Source organism: Polaromonas sp. CG_9.7, from assembly GCF_015752205.1.
In the GTDB taxonomy this organism is placed as follows: domain Bacteria; phylum Pseudomonadota; class Gammaproteobacteria; order Burkholderiales; family Burkholderiaceae_C; genus Polaromonas.
This window is the reverse complement of sequence record NZ_JADOVG010000010.1, coordinates 147,208-169,448: the sequence shown is the minus strand read 5'-3', so window position 1 is coordinate 169,448 and position 22,241 is coordinate 147,208. Positions and strand designations below refer to the sequence as shown.

Sequence of the window (22,241 nt, the reverse complement as noted above, 5' to 3'; positions counted from 1 at the left end):
CCGGCAGTTTCGCGCACTACACGGGACTGGCCATAAGTTGAAAGCGATAAAGGCTGAGCACAACAACCGCGCAACATAAAGTTGGTGAATAAATCGATAAAACCAATTATTTCATATTTAACATATTTATTCGCTGTGGCGGTAAAAAGCCAAGGATTTGAGTCAGCTATCCGATTAGCGACAAAGTGCCTTCCGCGCGCGCATAAAAAAAGGGCTACTGAAAGCCCTTTTTTTAATGAGTGAAGGCAGTCATGCCTCGAAATCCGGACGTTCTGGTTGTCGGTGCTGATTAGCTCAGGATGTCACCCATACACAGGTACTTGAGCTCGACGTAATCATCCATGCCGTGGTGTGAGCCTTCGCGGCCCAGGCCGGACTGCTTGACGCCGCCAAACGGCACATGCTCGGTGGCTATCACGCCCGCGTTGATGCCGACCATGCCGTACTCCAGCGCTTCCGCTACACGGTAGATGCGGCCGATGTCGCGGCTGTAGAAATAGCTCGCAAGGCCGAATTCGGTGTTGTTGGCCGCGTCAATGGCTTCCTGCTCCAGCTTGAAGCGAAATATCGGCGCAAAGGGGCCGAACGTTTCTTCTCTGGCGCACAGCATGTCGGCAGTGGCTTCTGAAATAACCGTTGGCTCGAAGAACTGGCCTTCAAGCTTGTGGCCTCCGACCAGCAGCTTGCCACCCTTGGCCAGCGCATCCTGCACATGGCGCTGTACTTTTTCAATCGCGGAGTCCTCGATCAACGGGCCCTGGCCCACGCCGTCCTCAAAGCCATTGCCGACTTTGAGCAATTTGACCTTCTCTGCAAACTTGGTCACGAACTGGTCGTACACGCCTTCCTGGACATAGAGGCGGTTGGCGCAGACGCAGGTCTGTCCGGCATTGCGGTATTTGCTGGCCATGGCGCCTTCCACGGCCGAGTCGATGTCGGCATCGTCGAACACGATGAACGGCGCATTGCCGCCGAGCTCCAGCGACAGCTTCTTGATTGACGGAGCGCTTTGTGCCATCAGGATGCGGCCCACTTCGGTGGAACCGGTAAAGCTGATGTGGCGCACCACGTCGCTGGCGCAAAACACCTTGCCGACCTCAGCGCTGTCGTCCGTCGTGAGGATGTTGAGCACGCCCGAGGGAATCCCGGCGCGCACGGCCAGCTCGACCGCCGCCAAGGCGGTCAGCGGCGTGAGTTCTGCCGGCTTGATGACGACCGTGCAACCTGCGGCCAGCGCGGGCGCCACCTTGCGGGTGATCATGGCCAGCGGGAAGTTCCAGGGTGTGATGGCCACGCACACGCCGATGGGCTGCTTGAGCACCGTCAGGCGGCGGTTGTTGTCGAACTGCGGCAAGGTTTCGCCGTTGACGCGCTTGGCTTCCTCGGCAAACCATTCGACAAAGCTTGCGCCGTAAGCCACTTCGCCCTTGGCTTCGGCAAACGGCTTGCCTTGTTCGGCGGTCATGATGCGTGCCAGGTCTTCCTGGTTGGCCATCAGCAGCTGGAACCACTTCATCAAAATGGCATGGCGCTCCTTGCCGGTCTTGCTTCGCCAGGCGGGCCAGGCGGCATTGGCGGCGGCAATCGCCGCTTCGGCATCGGCCATGCCCAGGTTGGCCACGTCGGCCAGCTTCTGGCCATTGGACGGGTCGAATACATCAAACCGCGAAGTGCCGGCCAGCCACTGACCATTCACCAGTGAATCGGTCTTGAGCAGGCTCGGGTCGTTGAGCAGCGAAAGGGGAGAAGTTTTCATGTCCATGGAGGTTCTTTCTGAAGAGCTTGCCGCTGACGAAGAGACGGACGGCTAAAGGGCGGTTTCAACGGGCAAGGATACCGCGCGTGGCTGCTTGATGTAACCTGAGGGTGTTACCGGTAGTGAACGCCGGGCAGCACGCACAGCATTTCATACAGCAGGTTGGCGCCCAGCAGGGCGGTGTTGCCCGACGTGTCATAGGGTGGCGACACCTCGACCAGGTCGGCGCCGACCAGGTTCAGGCCCCGACAGCCGCGAATGATCTCCAGCGCCTGCGGCACGCTTAAGCCCCCGACCTCGGGTGTGCCGGTGCCGCCGGCAAAGGACGGGTCGATGCCGTCGATGTCAAAGCTCAGGTAGCAGGGCGCCTGGCCGATTGATTCGCGCACCCGGGCCATCAGTGGCGCAAGCGACTGGTACCAGACCTCGTGCGCCGGCACCACGGTAAAACCCTGCTGGCGCGGCCAGTCGAAATCATCCATGCCGTAACCGGTGCCTCGCAGGCCGATTTGCCAGACTTTGTTGCCCTGCAGCAGGCCTTCTTCCACGGCGCGGCGAAACGGCGTACCGTGGGCGATGCGCTCGCCGAACATGTCGTCGTTCACATCGGCATGGGCATCGACATGCACCAGCGCCACCGGCCCGTGCTTGCGGGCGAGGGCGCGCAATATGGGCAGCACGATGGTGTGGTCGCCGCCCAGCGTCAGCGGAATGCAGCCGGTGTCGATGATGGGCCGGTAATGCTGCTCGATGATCTCGACCGACTTTTGCAGGTTATAGGTGTTGATCGCCACGTCGCCCAGGTCGGCGACCTGCAGCGCATCGAAAGGCGCGGCGCCGGTGGCCATGTTGTAGGGGCGGATCAGGCTCGACTCGGCGCGGATCTGCCGGGGGCCGAAACGCGCGCCGGGCCGGTGGCTGGTGCCAATGTCCAGCGGCACGCCGATGAAGCCGGCATTCAGGCCATGGGCCTCGTTGCACATTGGCAAGCGCATCATGCTGGCCCAGCCGCCGAAACGCGGCATGGCGTTGCCGCTCAAGGGTTGGTTGAAGGTCATGAATCTCCGTTCTCAAAAAAGTGAGGTGGCCAAAACGCCTTGGGCTTGACCTGAAAACAAATGTTAGGCATCAAAAAGGCCGTTTGCGCATGCTAGGAAAGCTCGAGCAGCTATTGATTAAGTAGCAAATGTCACCCTGGTGGATTCCACGCCATGACGCTATTTCTTCACGCGTCCGCGCAGCCATTCGAGCGTCATCATCAGGCAGGCGGTGAACAAAATCAGCAAGGTCGCCACGGCGGCAATCGTCGGCGAGATGTTCTCGCGGATGCCGGTGAACATCTGGCGCGGCAGCGTGGTTTGCGTCGGCCCGGCCAGGAACAGCGTGACGACGACCTCGTCGAAGGACGTGGCGAAGGCAAACAGCGCGCCCGAGATCACGCCGGGCGCAATCACCGGCAGCGTGATGCGAAAGAAGGTCTGCAGCGGCCCGGCGCCCAGGCTCAGGCTGGCCTTGACCAGGTTTTGGTTGAAGCCCTGCAGCGTCGCCATCACGGTGGTGACGACAAACGGCGCGCCGAGCGCGGCATGCACCAGCACCAGGCCGGTGTAGGAGTCCGACAGGCCGATCTGTGCAAAGAACAGGTAGGTGCTGACGCCCACCACCACGATGGGCACGACCATGGGCGAGATCAGCAGGGCGGTCAGCAGGCCCTTGCCGGCAAACTGCACCCGCGCCAGGCCGACGGCGGCCATTGTGCCGAGCGCTGTGGCCAGCAAGGTGGCCAGCGGTGCCACTATGAAGCTGTTGCGTGTGGCGCGCGCCCAGTCGCTGGAGGCAAACAGTTCGTGGTACCAGCGCAGCGACCAGCCCGGAATCGGGTACGACAGGAACGATGAGTCGCTGAACGACAGGGGAATGATGACGATGATCGGCAGCAGCAAAAACAGCAGCACCGCGCCGCACAGCACGCGCAGGCCATACCAGCCGAGCTTGTCCAGCGGCGTGTAGTAGGCGGGAAAAACAGGAACGGCAACAAGTTTCATGGTGTGTTCAGCCCAGACTCAGTTCGGCTTTGGCAAATCGGCGGTACACCGCATACAGGATCAATGTGGTGACCAGCAAGACCGAGCCCAGCGCGCAGGCCATGCCCCAGTTCACATCCACATTGGTGTACTGGGCGACGTAGTAGCTCAGCATCTGGTCGGCCGGGCCGCCCAGCAGGGCTGGCGTGACGTAGTAGCCAATCGAGGTGATGAACACCAGCAGGCCGCCGGCGGCCACGCCGGGATAGGTTTGCGGCACGTACACGCGGAAAAATGCGGCCAGCGGCGTGCTGCCCAGCGACACGGCGGCACGCACATAGTTGCCGGGCACCGACTTCATCACGCTGTAGAGCGGCAGGATCATGAAGGGCAGCAGGATGTGCACCATGGCAATGATGACACCCAGCCGGTTGAACAGCAGCGGCACCGGCTCGCCGGTCAAGCCGGTGAACATCAAAAAGCGGTTGACCAGCCCGTTGGTCTGCAGCAGCACGATCCAGGCGGCGATGCGCACCAGCACAGATGTCCAGAAGGGCAGCAGCACCAGGATCATCATCAGGTTGGCCTTGCGTTCATTCAGCGTGGCCAGCCAGTAGGCCAGCGGATAACCCAGCAAGATGCAGATCAGCGTGACCACCGCGCTGATGGAAAAGGTGCGCAGCAAAATGCTGCTGAAGGCGGCTTCATCGGCGCCCACGCGAATGACCTGGCCTTGCGCATCGCGTTTCAAGTCGACCGAGGCCAGCAGGTAGTCGGGGGTCCAGCGCGAGCTGTTCTTGGCAATCGCCCACCAGTAGGGCAGCTCGGCCCAACGTGGGTCATGTGCCAGCAGCTTGTCTTTTGCCTCGGCGGGGCTCAGATTGGTGCCCAGCGGCAAGGCGCGGTAGGTGCCCATGATGAGCGAGCGGGCGCCGCTGACTTCGCTGTTCAGCCGCCGCGCCAGTACGCCAGCCTGCGCGGTTTCGGGAATGGCCGCCAGGTCGGCCAGCAATGCGGCATAGGCGGCATCGGGTGGCGCGGCCTTGCGGTCCCAGCCGGCCAGCGCATCGCCGGTCCGGCTCAGGGTGCCGGCGACTTCCGGGTTTTCGACCGCCCTGACGAGCAGGGCGCCCAGCGGCACGAGGAAGGTGAACGCCAGGAAGATCAGCAGCGGCAAGGTCAGTGCAATGGCGCGCAGCCGCTTGCGGCGCTCCACCCGCCGCAACTGGGCGGCCAGGGCCGGTCCGGTGGCGCCATCGGTTGCCGATGGCATCAGGGGAAGGGAAGCCGAAGCCGTTGCGTTCATTGCAGTGTTCCTTGAGCTGTTAACCAGCGCTTACTGCGCAGACCACGCGGCAAAACGCTTTTCGAGCGCTTCGCCCTGGTCAGCCCAAAAGGAAATGTTGAACTGCAGTGCATCCTTGCCGTTGGCCGGCGAGGTCGGCAGCAGCGCCAGCACCTTGGCATCTAACTTGGCCAGGGCCTTGTTGTTGGTCGGACCATAGGAGATGTTCCGGGCGTATTCGGCCTGCGCATCGGGGCTGGACGCCATGCTGATGAATTTCAGTGCCAGGTCCTTGTTCGCGCCACCCTTGGGCATGACCCAGTAGTCGAGGTCGTAGATGCCGCCGGTCCAGGCGATTTGCAGGTTCTTGCCTTCGCGCTGGGCAGCGTCGATGCGCCCGTTGTAGGCGGTGGTCAGTGCCACATCGCCGGCAACCAGGAACTGCGGCGGCTGCGCACCGGCTTCCCAGAACTGGATGCTGGGCTTGAGTTCGGTCATCTTCTTGAAAGCGCGGTCGGCGCCGTCTTTGGTGGCCAGCACTTTGTACACATCGGCGGTCTTCACGCCGTCGGCCATCAGGGCAAATTCCAGGTTGTAGCGGGCGCCCTTGCGCATGCCGCGCTTGCCGGGAAATTTCTGGGTGTTCCAGAAGTCGGCCCAGGTGACGGGTGCGGTCTTTAGCTTGTCAGCGTCGTAGGCCATGACGGTGGACCAAATGAAGGTGCCAACGCCGCATTCATGAACGGCGGCGGGCTGGAAGTCGGCCTTGTTGCCGACCTTGGACCAGTCGATTTTTTCAAACAGGCCTTCGTCGCAGCCGCGGTTCACGTCGGGGCTTTCGACCTCCACCACATCCCAGGTGATTTTCTTGGCTTCGACCATGGCCTTGATCTTGGCCTGCTCGCCGTTGTATTCGACCTGCTGGATCTTGCCGGCGCCCGATTTCTCGAAGGCCTCGAAATAAGCTTTCTTCTGGGCCGCGCCGTTGGCGCCACCGAAATTGACCACGGTCAGCTGGCTTTGGGCCAGTGCCGGCAGGCAGATACCGGCTGCAATTGCAATGATCAGGGGCTTGAGTTTCATCGGGAATTCCTTTGGTGGGAGGTTGGCTAGGGCGAAAGAAAACGGGGTATGTCAGGCGGGACTAAAGCTCAGCGGTACATGCGCAGGTGTTCAACCGGCGCATGCACATGGATGGTCTGGCCAGGCTCGGGCAGCTGGTGGTGGCCCAGCGGCATCTTGATGGTTGCGTCTGGCTGGCCGGGCAGTTCGCAGCGCAGGCGCAGGTGGTCGCCGAAATAAATCACGTCGAGCACCTTGCTCTGAAAGGTGTTGCTGCCAGCACCTTCGGCAAGCTTCAGGCGCTCGGGACGCGTGCCGCATTGCACGGTGTCTCCAACGCGGGATGCATTGACATTCAGGCCGCGCAGCACAATGCCGCAGGGCAGGCGAACCTCGCAATGCGCGCCGTCCAGCCGGGTCACTTCGGCCTGCAGTACCGTGCTGTCGCCGACAAATCCGGCCACGAAGCGGTTGCTGGGCGTTTCATACAGATTGCCTACCACGTCGATCTGCTGGATGGCTCCGTCGTTGAACACGGCGACCCGGTCGGACATGGTCAGGGCCTCGGTCTGGTCGTGGGTGACATACACAAACGTCACGCCCAGCCGTCGGTGCAGCGCCTTGAGTTCGATCTGCATGTGCTCGCGCAGCTGCTTGTCAAGCGCGCCCAGCGGCTCGTCCATGAGCACCAGCTGCGGGTCGAACACCAGCGCCCGAGCGAGCGCCACGCGCTGCTGCTGGCCGCCCGAAAGCTGGCCGGGGTAGCGGCTGCCCATGCGGCCGAGCTGCACCATGTCCAGCGCTTGCAGCACCTTGGCCTCGCGCTCGGCCTTGGGCAGCTTGCGCACCGTCAGCGGATAGGCGATGTTCTCGGCCAGCGTCATGTGCGGAAACAAGGCGTAGTTCTGGAACACCATGCCGAAATTGCGCTTGTGCGGTGGCGTGCGGGTAATTTGCCGGCCATTGAGCAAAATATCGCCCGCCGTGGGCGACTCGAATCCTGCCAGCATCATCAGGGTGGTGGTTTTGCCCGAACCCGAGGGACCGAGCAATGACAAAAATTCGCCTTGCCGGATGTCCAGGTTCAGGTCTCGAACCACCAGGTGGATGCCGTCGTAGGTTTTCTGGACACCGCTGAAACTTACCAGTGTGGGGTTGCTTGTCATTCGTGTAAGGCCTGATTCTGGAGGGCTAAGGGCGGTCGCCGTGCTGCAACCGTACGCGCAACATGCATGCCAGAATGACTGACGATGTTTGTTCAATAGCATGCCTGCGCATCATGGACCGATCAGGCCGCAGCGTCAAAGCAGTCCGCCATGATGGCCAGCCCTTCGTCAAGCAACGCGTCACTGGCGGTCAGCGGCACCAGGATGCGGATGACATTGCCGTAAGTGCCACAGGTCAGCAATATCAGGCCGCGCGCAGTGGCCTCGGCGGTGATGCGCCTGGCCAGGTCGGCGTCGGGCTGCTTCACATCGCCGTTCTTGAACAGCTCTACAGCCACCATGGCGCCCATGCCGCGCACGTCGCCAATGCAGGCGTGGCGGGCGGCCATTGCCTTGAGCGCTGCTGTCAAACGTTCGCCGACATCGCGGCTGCGCTGCAGCAGATCTTCCTTGTCGAATACGTCCAGCACGGCCAGCGCAGCGGCGCAGGCAATCGGGCTTCCAGCGTAGGTGCCGCCCAGGCCGCCGGGCGCGGCCGCATCCATGACGTCGGCGCGGCCCACCACGGCTGAAATGGGGAAGCCGCCCGCCATCGACTTGGCCATGGTGATCAGGTCAGGCGCCACGCCGCTTTGCTCCACGGCAAACCAGGTGCCGGTGCGTCCGGCGCCGGTTTGCACCTCGTCGCAGATCATCAAGATGCCGTGCTGGTCGCACAAGGCACGCAGGCGCTGCAGCATTTCGGGCGGCGCCACGGTAAAACCGCCTTCGCCCTGCACCGGCTCGATGATGATGGCGGCCACGCGTCTGGCCTCGATGTCGTTCTTGAAAATCGCTTCCACCGATGCGATGGAGTCCTCGACCGTCACGCCGTGCAGCGCGTTCGGGAAGGTGGCATGAAAAACTTCTGCCGGAAAAGGACCGAAGCCGGCTTTATACGGAACCACCTTGCCGGTCATGGCGAGCGTCAGTAGCGTGCGGCCATGGTAGCCGCCGCTGAAACAGATCACGCCCGAACGGCCGGTAAAAGCGCGGGCGATCTTGATGGCGTTTTCAACCGCTTCCGAGCCGGTGGTCAAAAACAGGGTTTTTTTGAGGAAATCGCCTGGCGCTTTGGCGTTGATGCGTTCGGCCAGCTCTATATAAGGCTCATAGGCCAGCACCTGGAAACAGGTGTGGGTGTATTTGTCGAGCTGGTCTTTTACCGCCTGGATCACGGCTGGGTGACGGTGGCCTGTGTTGAGAACGGCAATGCCGCCGGCAAAGTCGACGAAGCGCCGGCCTTCGACATCCCATATTTCCGCATTTTCGCCGCGCGCAATGAAAATCTGGTGGCTGTGGCCCACGCCACGCGGAATGGCGGCTTCGCGTCGGGCAAACAGGGTGGCATTGGTCAAATGAGGTTCACGGTGCATGGGAAACATCCTTGTGGGTAGTTGACGTCCGGGCTCGTCATCGGTTGTTGAGCTTATGCCTGTACTTTAGGCACGGCAGCCCGGCGTTACCATATACAGATAACCTCTGCTGCGCGGTGTACTGTGCTGCCAGCACCACCTGTACATACAAACCCTTTGCCCCTTGTTGGGGCCTGCTTTTCCATGTTCGTACTTGATCCCCAGTCATCCGTTGCGCTGGTCACCCAGATCGTCGGGGGATTCCGGCAGATGGTCGATGATGGTGCATTGCGCCCCGGCGCCAAGCTGCCATCCATCCGCCAGTTTGCCCATGCCCATGGCGTGAGCGTCTATACCGTGGTTGATGCCTATGACCGGCTGGTGGCCCTCGGTTATTTCCAGTCGCAGGCCAATTCAGGTTTTTTTGTTCGCAACCGCGTCATTCCGGCCGCACTGTTCGTGGACGCTTCAGGCCCTTACAGCTTTGACTCGATGTGGTATCTGCGGCGCATTTTTGAAAACCGTGCACTGCGCTGCAAACCCGGCTGTGGCTGGCTGCCTGGCGACTGGCTGTTCACCGAAGGCATGCGCCGCAGCTTGCGCAACCTGGCGGCCGAGGGCGTCGATCTGGGTGGCTACGGCGAGCCCAAGGGCTATTCTCCGCTGCGTCAGGTGGTGCGTGACCTGCTGGCCAGCCGCGAAGTCGTGGTCAATGTCGAGCAGGTGCTGCTGACCCAGGGTTCCAGCCAGGGCCTGGACTTGGCCGCGCGCCAGCTGGTGCGACCCGGCGACGCCGTGCTGGTCGATGAGCCGGGCTATGCCAACTTGCTATTCTCGCTGCGCTTTCTGGGCGCCCGGCTGGTGGGTGCGCCACGCACCCCGGCGGGCTACGACCTGGACACGCTGGAAGCGCGGATCATCCAGCACCGGCCCAAGGTGTTTTTTACCCAGCCGCGCATGCAAAGCCCGACCGGCTCCACCGCCGTGCTGTCGCACCTGCACAGGGTGCTGCAGCTGGCTGAAAAGTACGATTTTGTGGTGGTGGAAAACGACATCTATGCCGACCTCGACCCCGAGTCGCGCCCTTCGCTCGCCAGCCTGGACCAGTTGAAGCGGGTGATCTACATCAGCAGCTTTTCCAAGACCATCTCCCCCAATATCCGCACCGGCTACCTCGCCGCCGCCCCCGAACTGCTGGAAGACCTGGCGCGGCTGAAGATGATCTCGGGCCTGACCTCCTCCGAATTCACCGAGCGCCTGGCGTATGGCGCGCTGGTGGACGGCCGCTGGCGCAAGCACATCAAGACCCTGCGCGACCGGCTGGCGCTGGGCCAGCGGCGCCTGGCCAGCCTGCTGCTGGCGATTGGCTTCGAGCTGTTCTGCGAACCCAAGGCCGGCATGTTCCTGTGGGCGCGCCACCCGGCCATCCAGAACGCCGGCGAGCTGGCTTATAAAGCGGCCGAGCAGGACATCCTGCTGGGACCGGGCCACCTGTTTTCAGTCGATCTGGAGCCCAGCCCGTGGCTGCGTTTCAATGTCGCCTGGTCCGACGACGATGCCTTGCTGCGTTTCCTCGTGACCCTCAAAGCCGCCTAAAATCAGCCGCTTGCCTGCATTTGCAGCAGCCCGATTCTGTTTTATGCCATTTCCTGAGAGTTGAACCCACCCATGAGCACACCCGACTTCACCGTTGCCGACATCCGCAAGACCTTTCTCGACTTCTTCGCCTCCAAGGGCCACACCGTGGTGCCCTCCAGCTCGCTGGTGCCGGGCAATGACCCGACGCTGATGTTTGTCAACTCGGGCATGGTCCAGTTCAAGGACGTGTTCCTTGGCACCGACAAGCGGCCGTATGTGCGCGCCACCTCGGTGCAGGCTTGCCTGCGCGCCGGCGGCAAGCACAACGACCTGGAAAACGTCGGCTACACCGCGCGCCACCACACCTTCTTTGAAATGCTCGGTAATTGGAGCTTTGGCGACTACTTCAAGCGCGAATCGTTGAAATGGGCGTGGGAGTTGCTCACAGAGGTGTACAAGCTGCCCGCCGACCGCCTGCTGGCCACCGTCTATGAAGAGGATGACGAGGCCTACGACATCTGGACGAAGGAAATCGGCTTGCCGCCCGAGCGCGTGATTCGCATCGGCGACAACAAGGGCGGGCGCTACAAGTCCGACAACTTCTGGATGATGGCCGACACCGGCCCCTGCGGCCCCTGCAGCGAAATCTTCTATGACCACGGCGACCACATTCCCGGCGGCCCGCCTGGCAGCCCCGGTGAAGACGGCGACCGCTTCATCGAAATCTGGAACAACGTGTTCATGCAGTTCAACATGGCCGAAGACGGCTCGGTAACGCCGCTGCCCGCACCTTGCGTTGACACCGGTATGGGGCTGGAGCGGCTGGCGGCCATCCTGCAGCACGTCCACAGCAATTACGAAATCGATATTTTTGATGCGCTGGTGAAGGCCGCTTCGCGCGAAACCGGCGAAAAAGACCTGGGCCACAAGAGTTTGCGCGTGATTGCCGACCACATCCGCGCCACGTCTTTCCTCGTCAGCGACGGCGTGAACCCGTCAAACGAAGGACGCGGCTACGTGCAGCGCCGCATCATCCGCCGCGCGATTCGCCACGGTTACCTGCTGGGCAAGAAAACACCGTTTTTCCACAAGCTGGTGACCGACCTGGTGCGACTCATGGGCGATGCTTATCCCAAGCTTCGCGAACAAGAGGTGCGCATCACCGCCGTGCTCAAGGCCGAGGAAGAGCGCTTCTTCGAGACGCTGGAAACCGGCATGCAGATTCTGGATGCCGCGCTGGCCGATGGCGTTCAGGTGTTGCCGGGCGAAGTGGCTTTCAAGCTGCACGACACCTACGGCTTTCCGCTTGACCTGTCCGCCGATGTGTGCCGGGAGCGCGGCCTGAGCGTGGACGAAGCCGGTTTTGCTGTCGCCATGAACCAGCAAAAAGCCCAGGCCAGAGCCGCCGGCAAGTTCAAGATGGACCGCGCGCTTGATTACACCGGCAACATCAACCTTTTTACTGGTTACGGACAACTGGAAGAAAGTTCAAAAATCATAGCAATTTATATAGACGGGATAAGCGCACAAGCCTTAAAAGGTGGTCAAGGCGGTGTGGTGGTGCTGGACTCGACACCGTTTTACGCTGAAAGCGGCGGCCAGACGGGTGACGAAGGTGAACTCATCAGCGGTTCAGCCCATTTTGCCGTCAGCGACACGCTCAGAATCAAGGCCGACGTGTTTGGTCACCACGGCACGCTGGAAGAAGGCACGCTCAATGTGGGCGACTCTGTGAACGCACAGGTCAACAAGGCGGTACGCGCTGCCACCGTGCGCAACCACAGCGCCACGCACCTGATGCACAAGGCGCTGCGCGAAGTGCTGGGAACGCATGTGCAGCAAAAGGGCAGTCTGGTGAATGCCGAGCGCACCCGCTTTGACTTTGCGCACAACGCGCCCATGACCGATGCGCAGGTTCGCGAGGTCGAAGTTCTGGTCAATGCCGAAATCCTGGCCAACAGCGCCACCGATGCCAGCGAAATGGACATGGAGTCTGCGCAGCAATCCGGCGCCATGATGCTGTTTGGCGAGAAATACGGCGAAACCGTGCGCGTGCTCAGCATCGGTTCGAGCAAGGAACTGTGCGGCGGCACCCATGTGGGGCGCACCGGCGACATCGGCCTGTTCAAGATCGTCGCCGAGAGCGGTGTCGCCTCGGGCGTGCGCCGTGTCGAGGCTGTCACCGGTCAAAACGCGCTGGCTTACCTGCAGTCGCTCGAGTCCACGGTGCAGTCGGCTGCCGGCAGTCTCAAGGCCAGCCCATCCGAATTGCAGAACCGTATTGGCCAGGTGCTTGAGCAGGTCAGGTCGCTTGAAAAGGAAGTCACTGCGCTCAAGGGCAAACTCGCTTCGTCGCAAGGCGACGAATTGATGCTGCAAGCAGTCGATGTGAATGGCCTGAAGGTGCTGGCTGCCCAGCTCGAAGGGGCGGACGCCAAGACACTGCGCGACACCATGGACAAGCTCAAAGACAAGCTGAAAACGGCCGTCATCGTGCTGGCGGCGGTCGATGGCAGCAAGGTGCAGATCGCGGCGGGTGTGACCAGCAACGCTACGTCCAAGGTCAAGGCTGGCGAACTGGTCAATTTTGTTGCCAGCCAGGTCGGCGGCAAGGGCGGCGGCAAGGCCGACATGGCGATGGCTGGCGGCACCGATCCGTCAGGGCTGGAGGCGGCGCTCAAATCCGTGCAAGCATGGGTCGCTGATCGCGTCTGAAAATAAAACTGGAACGGTCCCTACAGCGGGCACTTGCAGCTTTTTATTCAAGAGCTGCAAGTGCCCGTTTTTATTGAACAAGAACTTTATATTGTTCGAGTAAAAAATAGCGCTCAAGTGCATGGACGGTGTGGGGTTTCCTGGGCGCGGGTGCGGATAACACACCCGGGAGATTGACGCGTCATCGCGCTGGGTAATTCCCCGTGTGCGACTGCGCGATAGGGCCGGTTTGGCTGTATCGGCATAAGGTGAAACAATGAAACGTCGTTTTTTTGTTTCAAGTCATACAACTGGAGTCTCATGTCCCGATTGAAAAGCCTGTCCGGCGTTCTGGCCGCCCTGTCGCTGGTGGTGTTTGCCGCAGGAGTACAAGCCAAGGAGATGGTGAGCGTGGACCGCGCAGTGGTCAACATGCGTTCGGGCAGCAGCACCAAGCACCCTGTTTTGTGGGCACTCAGCAAGGGCTATCCACTCGAAGTGACCCGCCGCCAGGGCAACTGGTTGCAGGTGCGCGACTTTGAGAATGACAAAGGCTGGGTTTACCGGCCAATGGTGAGTAAAAAAGCGCATGTGATTGTGAAGGGGCGTGTGGTGAATGTTCGCAGCGCGCCGAGCACCAACAGCCGCATTCTCGGCAAGGCTGAATACGGTGAGGTTTTGCGCACATTGGAAAGCCAAAGCCAGTGGGTGAAGGTGCAGCGCGATGGAGGAACCAAGGGCTGGATCTCTCGTGGGCTGGTTTGGGGCTGGTAGGTCAACCTCGCAGGTTGATTTTCACGCAGCGCATGAGGGCCGCAGGCTCGCGTGGATTAGGTTCTCAAGCAGGCGGCGGTGTAGCAGGCGTATTTGATGCCGTGAATGGCGTCACTATGGCTGCGGGTCAGTTGCCAGGAGATGTGGAAGGGGCAATCCAGGCACCCGCTGCCGTTCAGGGCAAGAGGCTGGTGCACTGATCAGCTTGCTGGAAAACGGGATTCAGTGCGGCGCTACAGGCATGAGTGATTGGCTTGGCGACAAAAAGCAGGAAGACGGCGTAAAGCCGTAGCGCGTTGCTATGCCGCAGCCCAGAACACCGCAAACCACTGCTGTGGATCGGTCCAGTGGCGTACCTGGCTAAATCCGGCCTGCTTCAGCAAGTCAGTCATCGATTCGACCGTGTATTTGTACGAGCTTTCGGTGTGAATCCGCTCGCCCGCAACGAAATGACGCGAATGGCCAGGCCAGGTGACCCTCAGGTCGCTCAGGGCCTCCAGGTGCATTTCAATGCGCGAATGTTCAGCGTTGAACACCGCAACATGCTTCCACTGGCGCACATCGAAGTCTGCAGCCAGCAGTTCGTTCACGTTGCGCAGCAGGTTTTTATTGAAAGCCGCTGTCACCCCAAGCGCATCGTCGTATGCCGCTTCCAGTGTGGCGGTGTCCTTGACCAGGTCGATGCCGAGCAGCAGGCCGCGCGCCTTGCCTTGCGCCTTGTCGGCAATGTTGCGTAAGAATGCCAGTGCCTGTGCCGGCTGAAAGTTTCCCAGGCTGGAGCCGGGGTAAAAATACACACGGTCATGCAGTTGCACTTCATCGGGCAGGCGCAAACCGGCTGAAAAATCCATGCCAACGCCAACAATGTCGAGCGCCGGAAAACTGTTTTGCACCTGGCCAGCCGCATCCCGCAAAAAATCTGCCGAAATATCGACTGGCACATACTGACGCGGCGTGATCACCGGCATCAATGCCAGCGCCTTGGCGCAGTTGCCCGCACCCAAGTCGATCAGGCACGGATCATTCAGGCCGGTTTGTGCCAGTGCGCTTGCGATCTGTGTCGAAGCGGCCTGGAAAATGCCGGCTTCTGTGCGCGTCGGGTAGTACTCGTCCAGGACCGTGATGGCTTCAAACAGTTTGGAGCCCAGGGTGTTGTAAAAAAATTTCGGCGACAGCGCAGCCGATTGCGCGGTCAAGCCTTGCGTCAATTCACTGGCGATGCTGCCGGTTTGAAGCTCGCTGGATTCGCTTTCGCGCAGATTGATGAAGCGGGGCGTTGGCACGGACGATGCCGCAGACGGCAGTTTGAAAAGCAGGTCGTTAATTTTCACGGGGGGCCTTGGCGTGTAATGCAAACAGCGTTTGATTGGAAAACGTTTTCAGCTTGCGCTCTGTAGGACTGTGTCGTTTAGGGGCAGTGGGCGAACAAGCCACCACGTTCAGTCTCTCACCATACCGCTTTTACACGGGCGTGTGGATGGCACAATACCATTCAAACGTTTCAGGAGCGGCCCAAGCCCCGAATCGAAATCGCTCACCACGGGAGCGCTCCATGTTTTGAGCCGTATCTGTCAACAGGCTCACGCTTTGCAGGCGTACAAAATGCATGGGGCGGTATTTCGGTCCCATAGACCCATTGAAACTGGATAAGATAATTCCATGTCGCGTTACAACACCCCTTTTGAAATTCACGTCCACGGCGAAGTGCCCCTGCGCGCCGATGTTACCTTCGAGCAAATTCAGGAAGCACTCAAGCCTTTGTGGAAATATTCCGGTTCCAAGTCGCTGGCTGCAGGCGCTGCCAGCGTTTACGAGGAAGAGCCAGGTATCCGGTTTGACGCTGCCAAGCATTTATTGCAAATGTGCTGGACAGTTCCTGGCGGCGACGATTTCCGCCAGTCCCTCGACGAAATGTGCATGGGGCTGAACGAACTGGCTGAAGTTGGCGCGCCGATTGAAGTCACTTTCTACGATGCCGACTTCGACGAGGAAGAAGAGGGCAGTGAGGAAGAAGAGGCGCGCGATGACTTCGTCATCTTCTTTGTCGGCCCGACACCGGCGGCCATCATGCAGGTCCAGCGAGACCTGCTGGTGCAAGACCTGATCGGCCTGATGGAGCGGCATTTCGACGGCTCCGAACTAGGCGAGGTCGTCGAGGCCGTCGACAAGCTGTTCGGCCGCCGTTTTGACGACCTGGTCAATTCCATGCAGTTGGGACGGCCGCCCCGCGGCTCAGGCGGCTCGCAGGGCGGCTCCGGCCATGGTAACGGTGGGCGCAAACCGCGCCATCTTCACTGAACCGGTTTATCGGCTCAGCACCAGTTGCGCAATGATGCCGGTGGCGATCGCAATCAATACATAGTCGGAGCCGACCTGCACCCATTGCTGGCCACGCGGTGGCGCATTCAGGTGATGGTCACGCCAGTTGGTCACGACATACTGGCGGTTGCGGTATTCCCGTGGGATATAGCCGCCACGATGGTAGTGTGGACCCCGGGCACCGTAGTTCCGCTCGCCGCGCGCATCATGACGCTTGTGGCCGCCGTGGTTGCCGTAATAGTTGGCGTTGCCATGGCGCTGATCATGCCGGTCAATATTCCGGTGACTCGAATCATGCCCTTTCTTCCCCGGGCCGCGCCGGTCGTCGTTGTCTGCTAAAGACAGCGAAGCAAAGCTGAAGGATGCGGCAGCAATGGCGCAAATGATAGTTTTAGATGTCATGGAGTCACTCCAGTGGTTGGTGAAACCTCATCTTGACCTGTCCATATATCGCCCGCGCAAATATTCAGACTCGTTTTGTAAAGATCAGCCCAGCCCCAGCGCCTGGTAAACGCGCAGCGCCGCATAAGCATCGTTGGCCGCATAGATCAGCTGGGATTCCTGCAAATGGACATTGGCCCAGTTCGAGGTGGTGGCCTTGCGAGACTTGATGAAACGCTGGTTGAACATCACGGCCACCGCGCCGCGCACGCCCATGTCCTTGCGATAGCCGCGTTCCCTGAAAACGGTGTTCAGGTCAAGCACGCCCTGTGGGTCGACGCCGAGCTTGTGGATGATGCGGCGGCGGTCGTCGCCCAGCCCGAAGCCGGCCTTGACGACCTCTTGCGCCTCCAGCAGCAAGGCGACGGCTCGCCGGCATTCAGCGTCTTCCAGCTGAAAGATATAGGCCCGGTCCAGTGTGGAAAGCTGGACGATGTGCGGCCCGGTAGAGGCTTCGTTCTTGGCAAACGTCGGTTTCGACTCGGTGTCAAATCCCAGCGCCGTGACGCCGTCAAGTTCTTTCAGCGCACGCGTAGCCTGCTGCGCCGTTGCCACCAGATGAATCTGGCCCAATTCAAGGCGCTCGAAAGGCGCCAGCAGCGCGATCTGGTCCTTGTCCGGGGTGGGGTGCAATTCAGTCATGAAATCCAATGCGTGAAAATAAGGGTAGAGCTTACCGCCCCCGTTTGCAAATCCATCAACTCCAGCATTGACCCAACCATGGCCACAGCCAAAAGCATCACCACCGAACACTACAAGCTTTTCCCGTCGCCGAGAAACCGGCACCGGGCGTTGTTCCAGTACGAGGTGTTCGTGCCTTATCCCTACATGCTCATCGACCTGGAAAGCTATAACTTTCAAGGCAAGTACAGCCTGTTTGCCGCCTACCGGCTGAGCGACCAGAAAATGGGTCAGCTGGTCACTGTTGACCTGCCCGAAGACGAAGCCCGGTTCAACACCCGGTTTGTGCCGGATTGAGTCCGAACATTCAAGCCCAGCTGGTGGCGTTGCTCTAAAAAAAATAGCTGGAAACGCCCGCTGGACGGGCGCTAACCAGCTATTTCTTTGTAGATTTGACAGCGCGTAACGCCGTGCTATCGGTTTACAGCGTGTCGATAAAGCTGCGCAGCTTGTCGCTGCGGCTTGGGTGCTTGAGCTTGCGCAGTGCCTTCGCTTCGATCTGGCGAATGCGCTCGCGTGTCACGTCGAACTGCTTGCCGACCTCTTCCAGCGTATGGTCGGTGGACATTTCGATGCCGAAGCGCATGCGCAACACTTTGGCTTCGCGCGGCGTCAGGCTGTCGAGGATGTCTTTCACCACATCGCGCAAGCCGGCCTGCATCGCCGCTTCAAGCGGCGCGGTGTTGGCGCCGTCCTCGATGAAGTCGCCCAGGTGGCTGTCATCGTCATCGCCAATGGGCGTTTCCATCGAGATCGGCTCTTTGGCGATCTTCATGATCTTGCGGATTTTTTCTTCCGGAATCTCCATCTTCTCGGCCAGGATGCTGGCGTCGGGCTCAAAGCCGAACTCCTGCAAGTGCTGGCGGCTCAGGCGGTTCATCTTGTTGATGGTCTCGATCATGTGCACCGGAATGCGGATGGTGCGCGCCTGGTCGGCAATCGAGCGGGTGATGGCCTGGCGAATCCACCAGGTTGCATAGGTCGAGAACTTGTAGCCCCGGCGGTATTCGAACTTGTCCACCGCCTTCATCAGGCCAATGTTGCCTTCCTGGATCAGGTCGAGGAATTGCAGGCCACGGTTGGTGTATTTTTTGGCAATCGAAATCACCAGCCGCAAATTGGCCTCGATCATTTCCTTCTTGGCATCGCGCGAGTTCGATTCGCCCTCGTTCATGCGCTTGTTGATGTCCTTCAAGTGCAGCAATGGCACCACGACGCGCGCCTGCAATTCGCCAAGCTTGGTCTGCAGTTCCTGAATCGGCGGAATGTTGCGCGCCATCACGGTGGACCAGGGCTTGGCCGAAGCCACCTGTTTTTCAACCCATTTCAGGTTCAACAGGTTGGGCGGAAAATCCTTGATAAAGGTTTCCTGCGGCATGCCGCACTTTTCAACAATGATCTTGCGCAGCTCACGTTCCTTCTTGCGCACATCGAGCACCTGGCCGCGCAGCAGATCGCACAGCTTTTCAATCGTCTTGGCGGTAAACCGCACTGTCATCAACTCGTCGCTGAGGGCTTTTTGCGTTTTCAGGTAAACCGGCGTGCCGTAGCCTTCTTTTTCGTAGGTTTTCTGGACTTTTTCGGCATACGCGCCAACTTTCTCAAAGCGGCTGAGCGCTTCCTTTTTCAGCTCTTCGAGCTTTTTGGTCAGCGCCTTGGAGCCACCCTTGCCGTCGTCGTCGTCGTCTTCGTCGAATTCGTCGAAGTCTTCCTCGGCCACATAGTCGTCGGCCTCGTTGGCCACAGTAAAGCCGTCGACGACCGTCGAAATGACAACCTTGCCTTCGCGGATCTCTTCGGCCAGCCGCATGATTTCGGCAATCGTTGCCGGGCTTTCCGAGATGGCTTCCATCATGCGCATCAGGCCGCCCTCGATGCGCTTGGCAATCTCGATCTCGCCTTCTCGCGTCAGCAGCTCGACTGTGCCCATTTCACGCATGTACATGCGGACCGGGTCGGTGGTGCGGCCAAATTCGCTGTCCACGGTGGACAGGGCGGCTTCGGCTTCTTCCTCAGCCTCTTCTTCGGTCGCCACGGTGGCGCCGGTATTGTTCAGCAACAGCGTTTCGGCGTCCGGCGCCTGCTCGTACACCGCCACGCCCATGTCGTTGAGCATGTTGATGACGACTTCCAGCGTTTCGGCATCGACCAACTTGTCGGGAAGGTGGTCGGAGATTTCACCGTGTGTCAGGTAGCCGCGGGTCTTGCCGAGCTTGATCAGGGTTTTCAGGCGCACGCGGCGTTTGAGGATGTCTTCTTCGGACAGCACGGTTTCGTCCAGGCCGAATTCCTTCATCAAGGCGCGCTCTTTGGCCTTGCTGATCTTCATGCGCAGAGGCTTGACCTTCTCGACTGTGGCCGTTACTTCGACCGCTGCCGGCTCTTCGGCAAATTCGGCTTCGATGTCCGACATGTCTTCGTCACCATCCAGCCCGGATTCATTTATTTTCCGGCCACGCTTCGGTACGGCTGCGGCTGTCGGTGGCACGCCTTCGGTGGCAGCCGCCTTGGGTGGACGACCGGCTTTCTTTTTGGCAGGTGCAGCGCCTTTGAGCAGGGCGTCTGCAGCGGCGAGAAGTTGGGCTTGGGTGGATTTTGGCTGCACGGCAGGAACTTTCTTCAAGGGCGTATCGGTTTTTGCAGAATTCAAGGATTTTTTGGCCAGCAGGGCTGACTAAAAACAGGCTGTAATGGATATGGCGTTTTTTTTGGCTTTTTCAACCTTTAAATCCGCAGGCCATTCACGCACTGTTGCACTGACCACGGTCAGGACGCACGAGGCAAAAAATCAGGATTCAAATCGGATGCAGTAATAAATCAGGACAGCTTGTGCTTTTGCACAAGAACGCTAATAGTTTTAGGCAAGCTGTTTGGGCGAACATTTGGAATGCAGTCCTTGCGATGCGTTGGCCGTCTCCTGTGGAGTTTCCCTTGACTGAAAGGGGGCCGGTGCCGGAGGTGTTGCTGTCGCGCTTACCGGAAAAAATCGGATTATACCATCAATTTCGAATTAATTCAATGTTCATGCGGGTTTGGAGGGGACGCTTCGGTTGCGTGATTGGGCCAGAAGCTCACGCAATCGTTCAAGAACGGCTGGGTCATTCGGCGCGCGCGCGGCTAAATCGGCAATTTCAGTGTCGAGCCTGATTTGCTGAAGTTGCGCCAATATCCGCCGGGTTTCGCCCCAGTCGTAGTCCACGCCTTCGAGCACTTCGGCAAACTGCGCCACGGCATGGTGTTCATGGGCATGGCCGCGCAGGCCTTCGCGCAGCACGGCCCAGGATTGCGGGCCGTGCTCATGCAACTGGCTTTCCAGCCAGGCAAACAGCGCGCCGTGCGGCGCTGGCAGCCCCAACAGCAACTGGTGCTCTTCGGTGCTGAGCCGGTCCCAGCTTTGCGGCTCGGTCAGCAACCGTCTAAGCACCCGATCCTCGCGGCTGGTCGGCAGGATACGGCCTGTCACCCGTCGCGGCGCGCTGCGGGTGGAGAAAGGCTTGCGGCCGAATTTTCCCGGCTTGTCCGAAGGGGCTGCCGGTGACGCCGCATAAGAAGACGGCTGTGAAAAGTAAGGCTCCGACGCGCCGTAATCGGCGTCGTCATGCCGATCCACCGGCAGGTAATCTCCGAACTCGGGCATTCCGTGGTCCAGGTCGGGCACTGCCTTGGCAACGAAGCCCGCGCCGGACGAAGACGACCCGCCGGATTTTTTGTATGGGGCCTTGCGTCCGCCCTGTGCCGGTTGCCAAAGATGCAACAGTTCGCGGCTGTCAATCATCACCTGGTCGGCAATTTCTGCCAGCAACTGCGGCTTGAGCGCGCCTTCAGGCAGCGCGGTCCAAAGCGGCCGGGCATTGCTGGCCATGTGCGCGCGCCCCTCGGCAGTGTCCAGGTCGCAGCCTTCGCCCGCGGCTTCCAGCAGAAAACGGCTCAGCGGCACCGCCTTGCCCACATAGGCGGCAAAGCCTTCCTGGCCGTGTTCGCGGATAAAGCTGTCCGGGTCGTGTTCGGCTGGCAAAAACAGGAACTTGACGGTTCGCACGTCGCTGGCAAAGGGCAGGGCAGCGCCAAGCGCCTTGTGTGCTGCGCGCCGGCCGGCGCTGTCGCCATCAAAGCTGAACACCACAGAATCGGTGAAGCGGAACAGCTTTTGCACATGCTCCGAGGTGCAGGCGGTGCCCAGCGTGGCCACCGCATTGGGAAAGCCCAGCTGCGCCAGCGCCACCACATCCATATAGCCTTCGGTGACCAGCGCGTAGCCGTGCTGGCGCAGGGCGGTGCGTGCCTCGAACAGGCCGTACAGTTCGCGGCCCTTGCTGAACACTGGCGTTTCGGGCGAATTGAGGTATTTGGGCTTGTCGTCGCCCAGCACCCGGCCGCCAAAGCCGATGCATTCACCCTTGACATTGCGGATCGGAAACATGATCCGGTCCCGGAAACGATCGTAGCGCTTGGCTTCGCCAGCGGTGTTTTCTTCACCGGGCTCGCCGGTGATGACCAGTCCGCTTTCAACCAGCAACGGGTCGTTGTAGTCAGGGAACACGCTGGCCAGGCTGCGCCAGCCTTCCGGGGCATAGCCGAGTCCGAAGGTTTTGGCAATTTCGCCCGACACGCCGCGCCGCTTGAAATACTGGATGGCACGGTCGGACGTGCGCAGGCTCCTGATGTAGGCGAGTCCGGCCTTTTCGAGCACGCTGGTCAGCGTCGCCTGCTGCTCGCGCACCTGCGCTGCCCGTGCGCGGTCCTGGGGTGAAACGTCGTCTTCGGGTACCTGCAGGCCGTATTGCTGGGCCAGGTCTTTCACCGCTTCGATAAAGGTCATGCCGGCATGGTCCATCAGGAAACTGATGGCGTTGCCGTTCTTGCCGCAGCCAAAGCAGTGGTAGAACTGCTTGGACGGGCTGACGCTGAAGGAGGGCGATTTTTCGCCGTGGAACGGGCACAGGCCCATGAAGTTGGCGCCGCCTTTTTTGAGCTGCACGTAACGGCCGACGATGTCGACCACGTCGGTGCGTGACAGCAGTTCCTGAATGAATGATTGGGGGATGGCCATGGGGGAAAGAAGTTGAA

General features: G+C 60.3%; 17 protein-coding genes. 5 read left to right on the top strand and 12 right to left on the bottom strand.

The window, feature by feature from the left end:
- Positions 1–289: 289 nt before the first annotated feature.
- From IWX87_RS12180 to gabT, 7 genes are all read right to left on the bottom strand, one after another.
- Positions 290–1,762, bottom strand: coding sequence for an NAD-dependent succinate-semialdehyde dehydrogenase (locus tag IWX87_RS12180; protein WP_280757534.1), 1,473 nt, complete (start codon positions 1,760–1,762; stop codon positions 290–292).
- 107 nt (positions 1,763–1,869) lie between these two features.
- Complete coding sequence (gene speB / locus IWX87_RS12175) at positions 1,870–2,814, bottom strand: agmatinase (RefSeq protein WP_196863781.1); 945 nt, start codon at positions 2,812–2,814, stop codon at positions 1,870–1,872.
- Between the two features lie 159 nt (positions 2,815–2,973).
- On the bottom strand, positions 2,974–3,801 hold the full coding sequence (locus IWX87_RS12170; RefSeq protein WP_196863780.1) for an ABC transporter permease: 828 nt from the start codon (positions 3,799–3,801) through the stop codon (positions 2,974–2,976).
- Positions 3,802–3,808: 7 nt separating this feature from the next.
- Positions 3,809–5,086, bottom strand: coding sequence for an ABC transporter permease (locus IWX87_RS12165; protein ID WP_370583875.1), 1,278 nt, complete (start codon positions 5,084–5,086; stop codon positions 3,809–3,811).
- A 30-nt stretch (positions 5,087–5,116) separates the two neighbouring features.
- On the bottom strand, positions 5,117–6,148 hold the full coding sequence (locus IWX87_RS12160; RefSeq protein ID WP_196863779.1) for an ABC transporter substrate-binding protein: 1,032 nt from the start codon (positions 6,146–6,148) through the stop codon (positions 5,117–5,119).
- Between the two features lie 68 nt (positions 6,149–6,216).
- On the bottom strand, positions 6,217–7,293 hold the full coding sequence (locus tag IWX87_RS12155; protein WP_196863778.1) for an ABC transporter ATP-binding protein: 1,077 nt from the start codon (positions 7,291–7,293) through the stop codon (positions 6,217–6,219).
- A gap of 122 nt (positions 7,294–7,415) precedes the next feature.
- Positions 7,416–8,708, bottom strand: coding sequence for a 4-aminobutyrate--2-oxoglutarate transaminase (gabT, locus tag IWX87_RS12150; RefSeq protein ID WP_196863777.1), 1,293 nt, complete (start codon positions 8,706–8,708; stop codon positions 7,416–7,418).
- 183 nt (positions 8,709–8,891) lie between these two features.
- Here gabT and IWX87_RS12145 point away from each other — a divergent pair, with 183 nt between their 5' ends.
- From IWX87_RS12145 to IWX87_RS12135, 3 genes are all read left to right on the top strand, one after another.
- Entirely contained in the window at positions 8,892–10,283 is a 1,392-nt protein-coding gene (locus tag IWX87_RS12145; RefSeq protein WP_196863776.1) for a PLP-dependent aminotransferase family protein, read from the top strand.
- Positions 10,284–10,355: 72 nt separating this feature from the next.
- Positions 10,356–12,980, top strand: a complete 2,625-nt coding sequence (gene alaS / locus IWX87_RS12140; protein ID WP_196863775.1) for an alanine--tRNA ligase — start codon at positions 10,356–10,358, stop codon at positions 12,978–12,980.
- A 300-nt stretch (positions 12,981–13,280) separates the two neighbouring features.
- Positions 13,281–13,733, top strand: coding sequence for an SH3 domain-containing protein (locus IWX87_RS12135; protein ID WP_196863774.1), 453 nt, complete (start codon positions 13,281–13,283; stop codon positions 13,731–13,733).
- 299 nt (positions 13,734–14,032) lie between these two features.
- Here the strand turns inward: IWX87_RS12135 and egtD are convergent, their stop codons facing one another.
- On the bottom strand, positions 14,033–15,058 hold the full coding sequence (gene egtD, locus IWX87_RS12130) for an L-histidine N(alpha)-methyltransferase (protein WP_370583879.1): 1,026 nt from the start codon (positions 15,056–15,058) through the stop codon (positions 14,033–14,035).
- 334 nt (positions 15,059–15,392) lie between these two features.
- On the opposite strand from egtD, the gene IWX87_RS12125 reads away from it, so the two are divergent.
- On the top strand, positions 15,393–16,031 hold the full coding sequence (locus IWX87_RS12125) for a DUF6806 family protein (RefSeq protein ID WP_196863773.1): 639 nt from the start codon (positions 15,393–15,395) through the stop codon (positions 16,029–16,031).
- Between the two features lie 6 nt (positions 16,032–16,037).
- Here IWX87_RS12125 and IWX87_RS12120 read toward each other — a convergent pair whose 3' ends face one another.
- Positions 16,038–16,454, bottom strand: coding sequence for an RcnB family protein (locus tag IWX87_RS12120; protein WP_196863772.1), 417 nt, complete (start codon positions 16,452–16,454; stop codon positions 16,038–16,040).
- A gap of 84 nt (positions 16,455–16,538) precedes the next feature.
- On the bottom strand, positions 16,539–17,135 hold the full coding sequence (locus IWX87_RS12115; protein WP_196863771.1) for a 3'-5' exonuclease: 597 nt from the start codon (positions 17,133–17,135) through the stop codon (positions 16,539–16,541).
- A gap of 78 nt (positions 17,136–17,213) precedes the next feature.
- On the opposite strand from IWX87_RS12115, the gene IWX87_RS12110 reads away from it, so the two are divergent.
- On the top strand, positions 17,214–17,471 hold the full coding sequence (locus tag IWX87_RS12110) for a hypothetical protein (RefSeq protein ID WP_196863770.1): 258 nt from the start codon (positions 17,214–17,216) through the stop codon (positions 17,469–17,471).
- A 124-nt stretch (positions 17,472–17,595) separates the two neighbouring features.
- Here IWX87_RS12110 and rpoD read toward each other — a convergent pair whose 3' ends face one another.
- Complete coding sequence (rpoD, locus tag IWX87_RS12105) at positions 17,596–19,842, bottom strand: RNA polymerase sigma factor RpoD (RefSeq protein WP_370583878.1); 2,247 nt, start codon at positions 19,840–19,842, stop codon at positions 17,596–17,598.
- A 354-nt stretch (positions 19,843–20,196) separates the two neighbouring features.
- Positions 20,197–22,224, bottom strand: a complete 2,028-nt coding sequence (dnaG, locus tag IWX87_RS12100; protein WP_196863769.1) for a DNA primase — start codon at positions 22,222–22,224, stop codon at positions 20,197–20,199.
- Between the last annotated feature and the right edge of the window lie 17 nt (positions 22,225–22,241).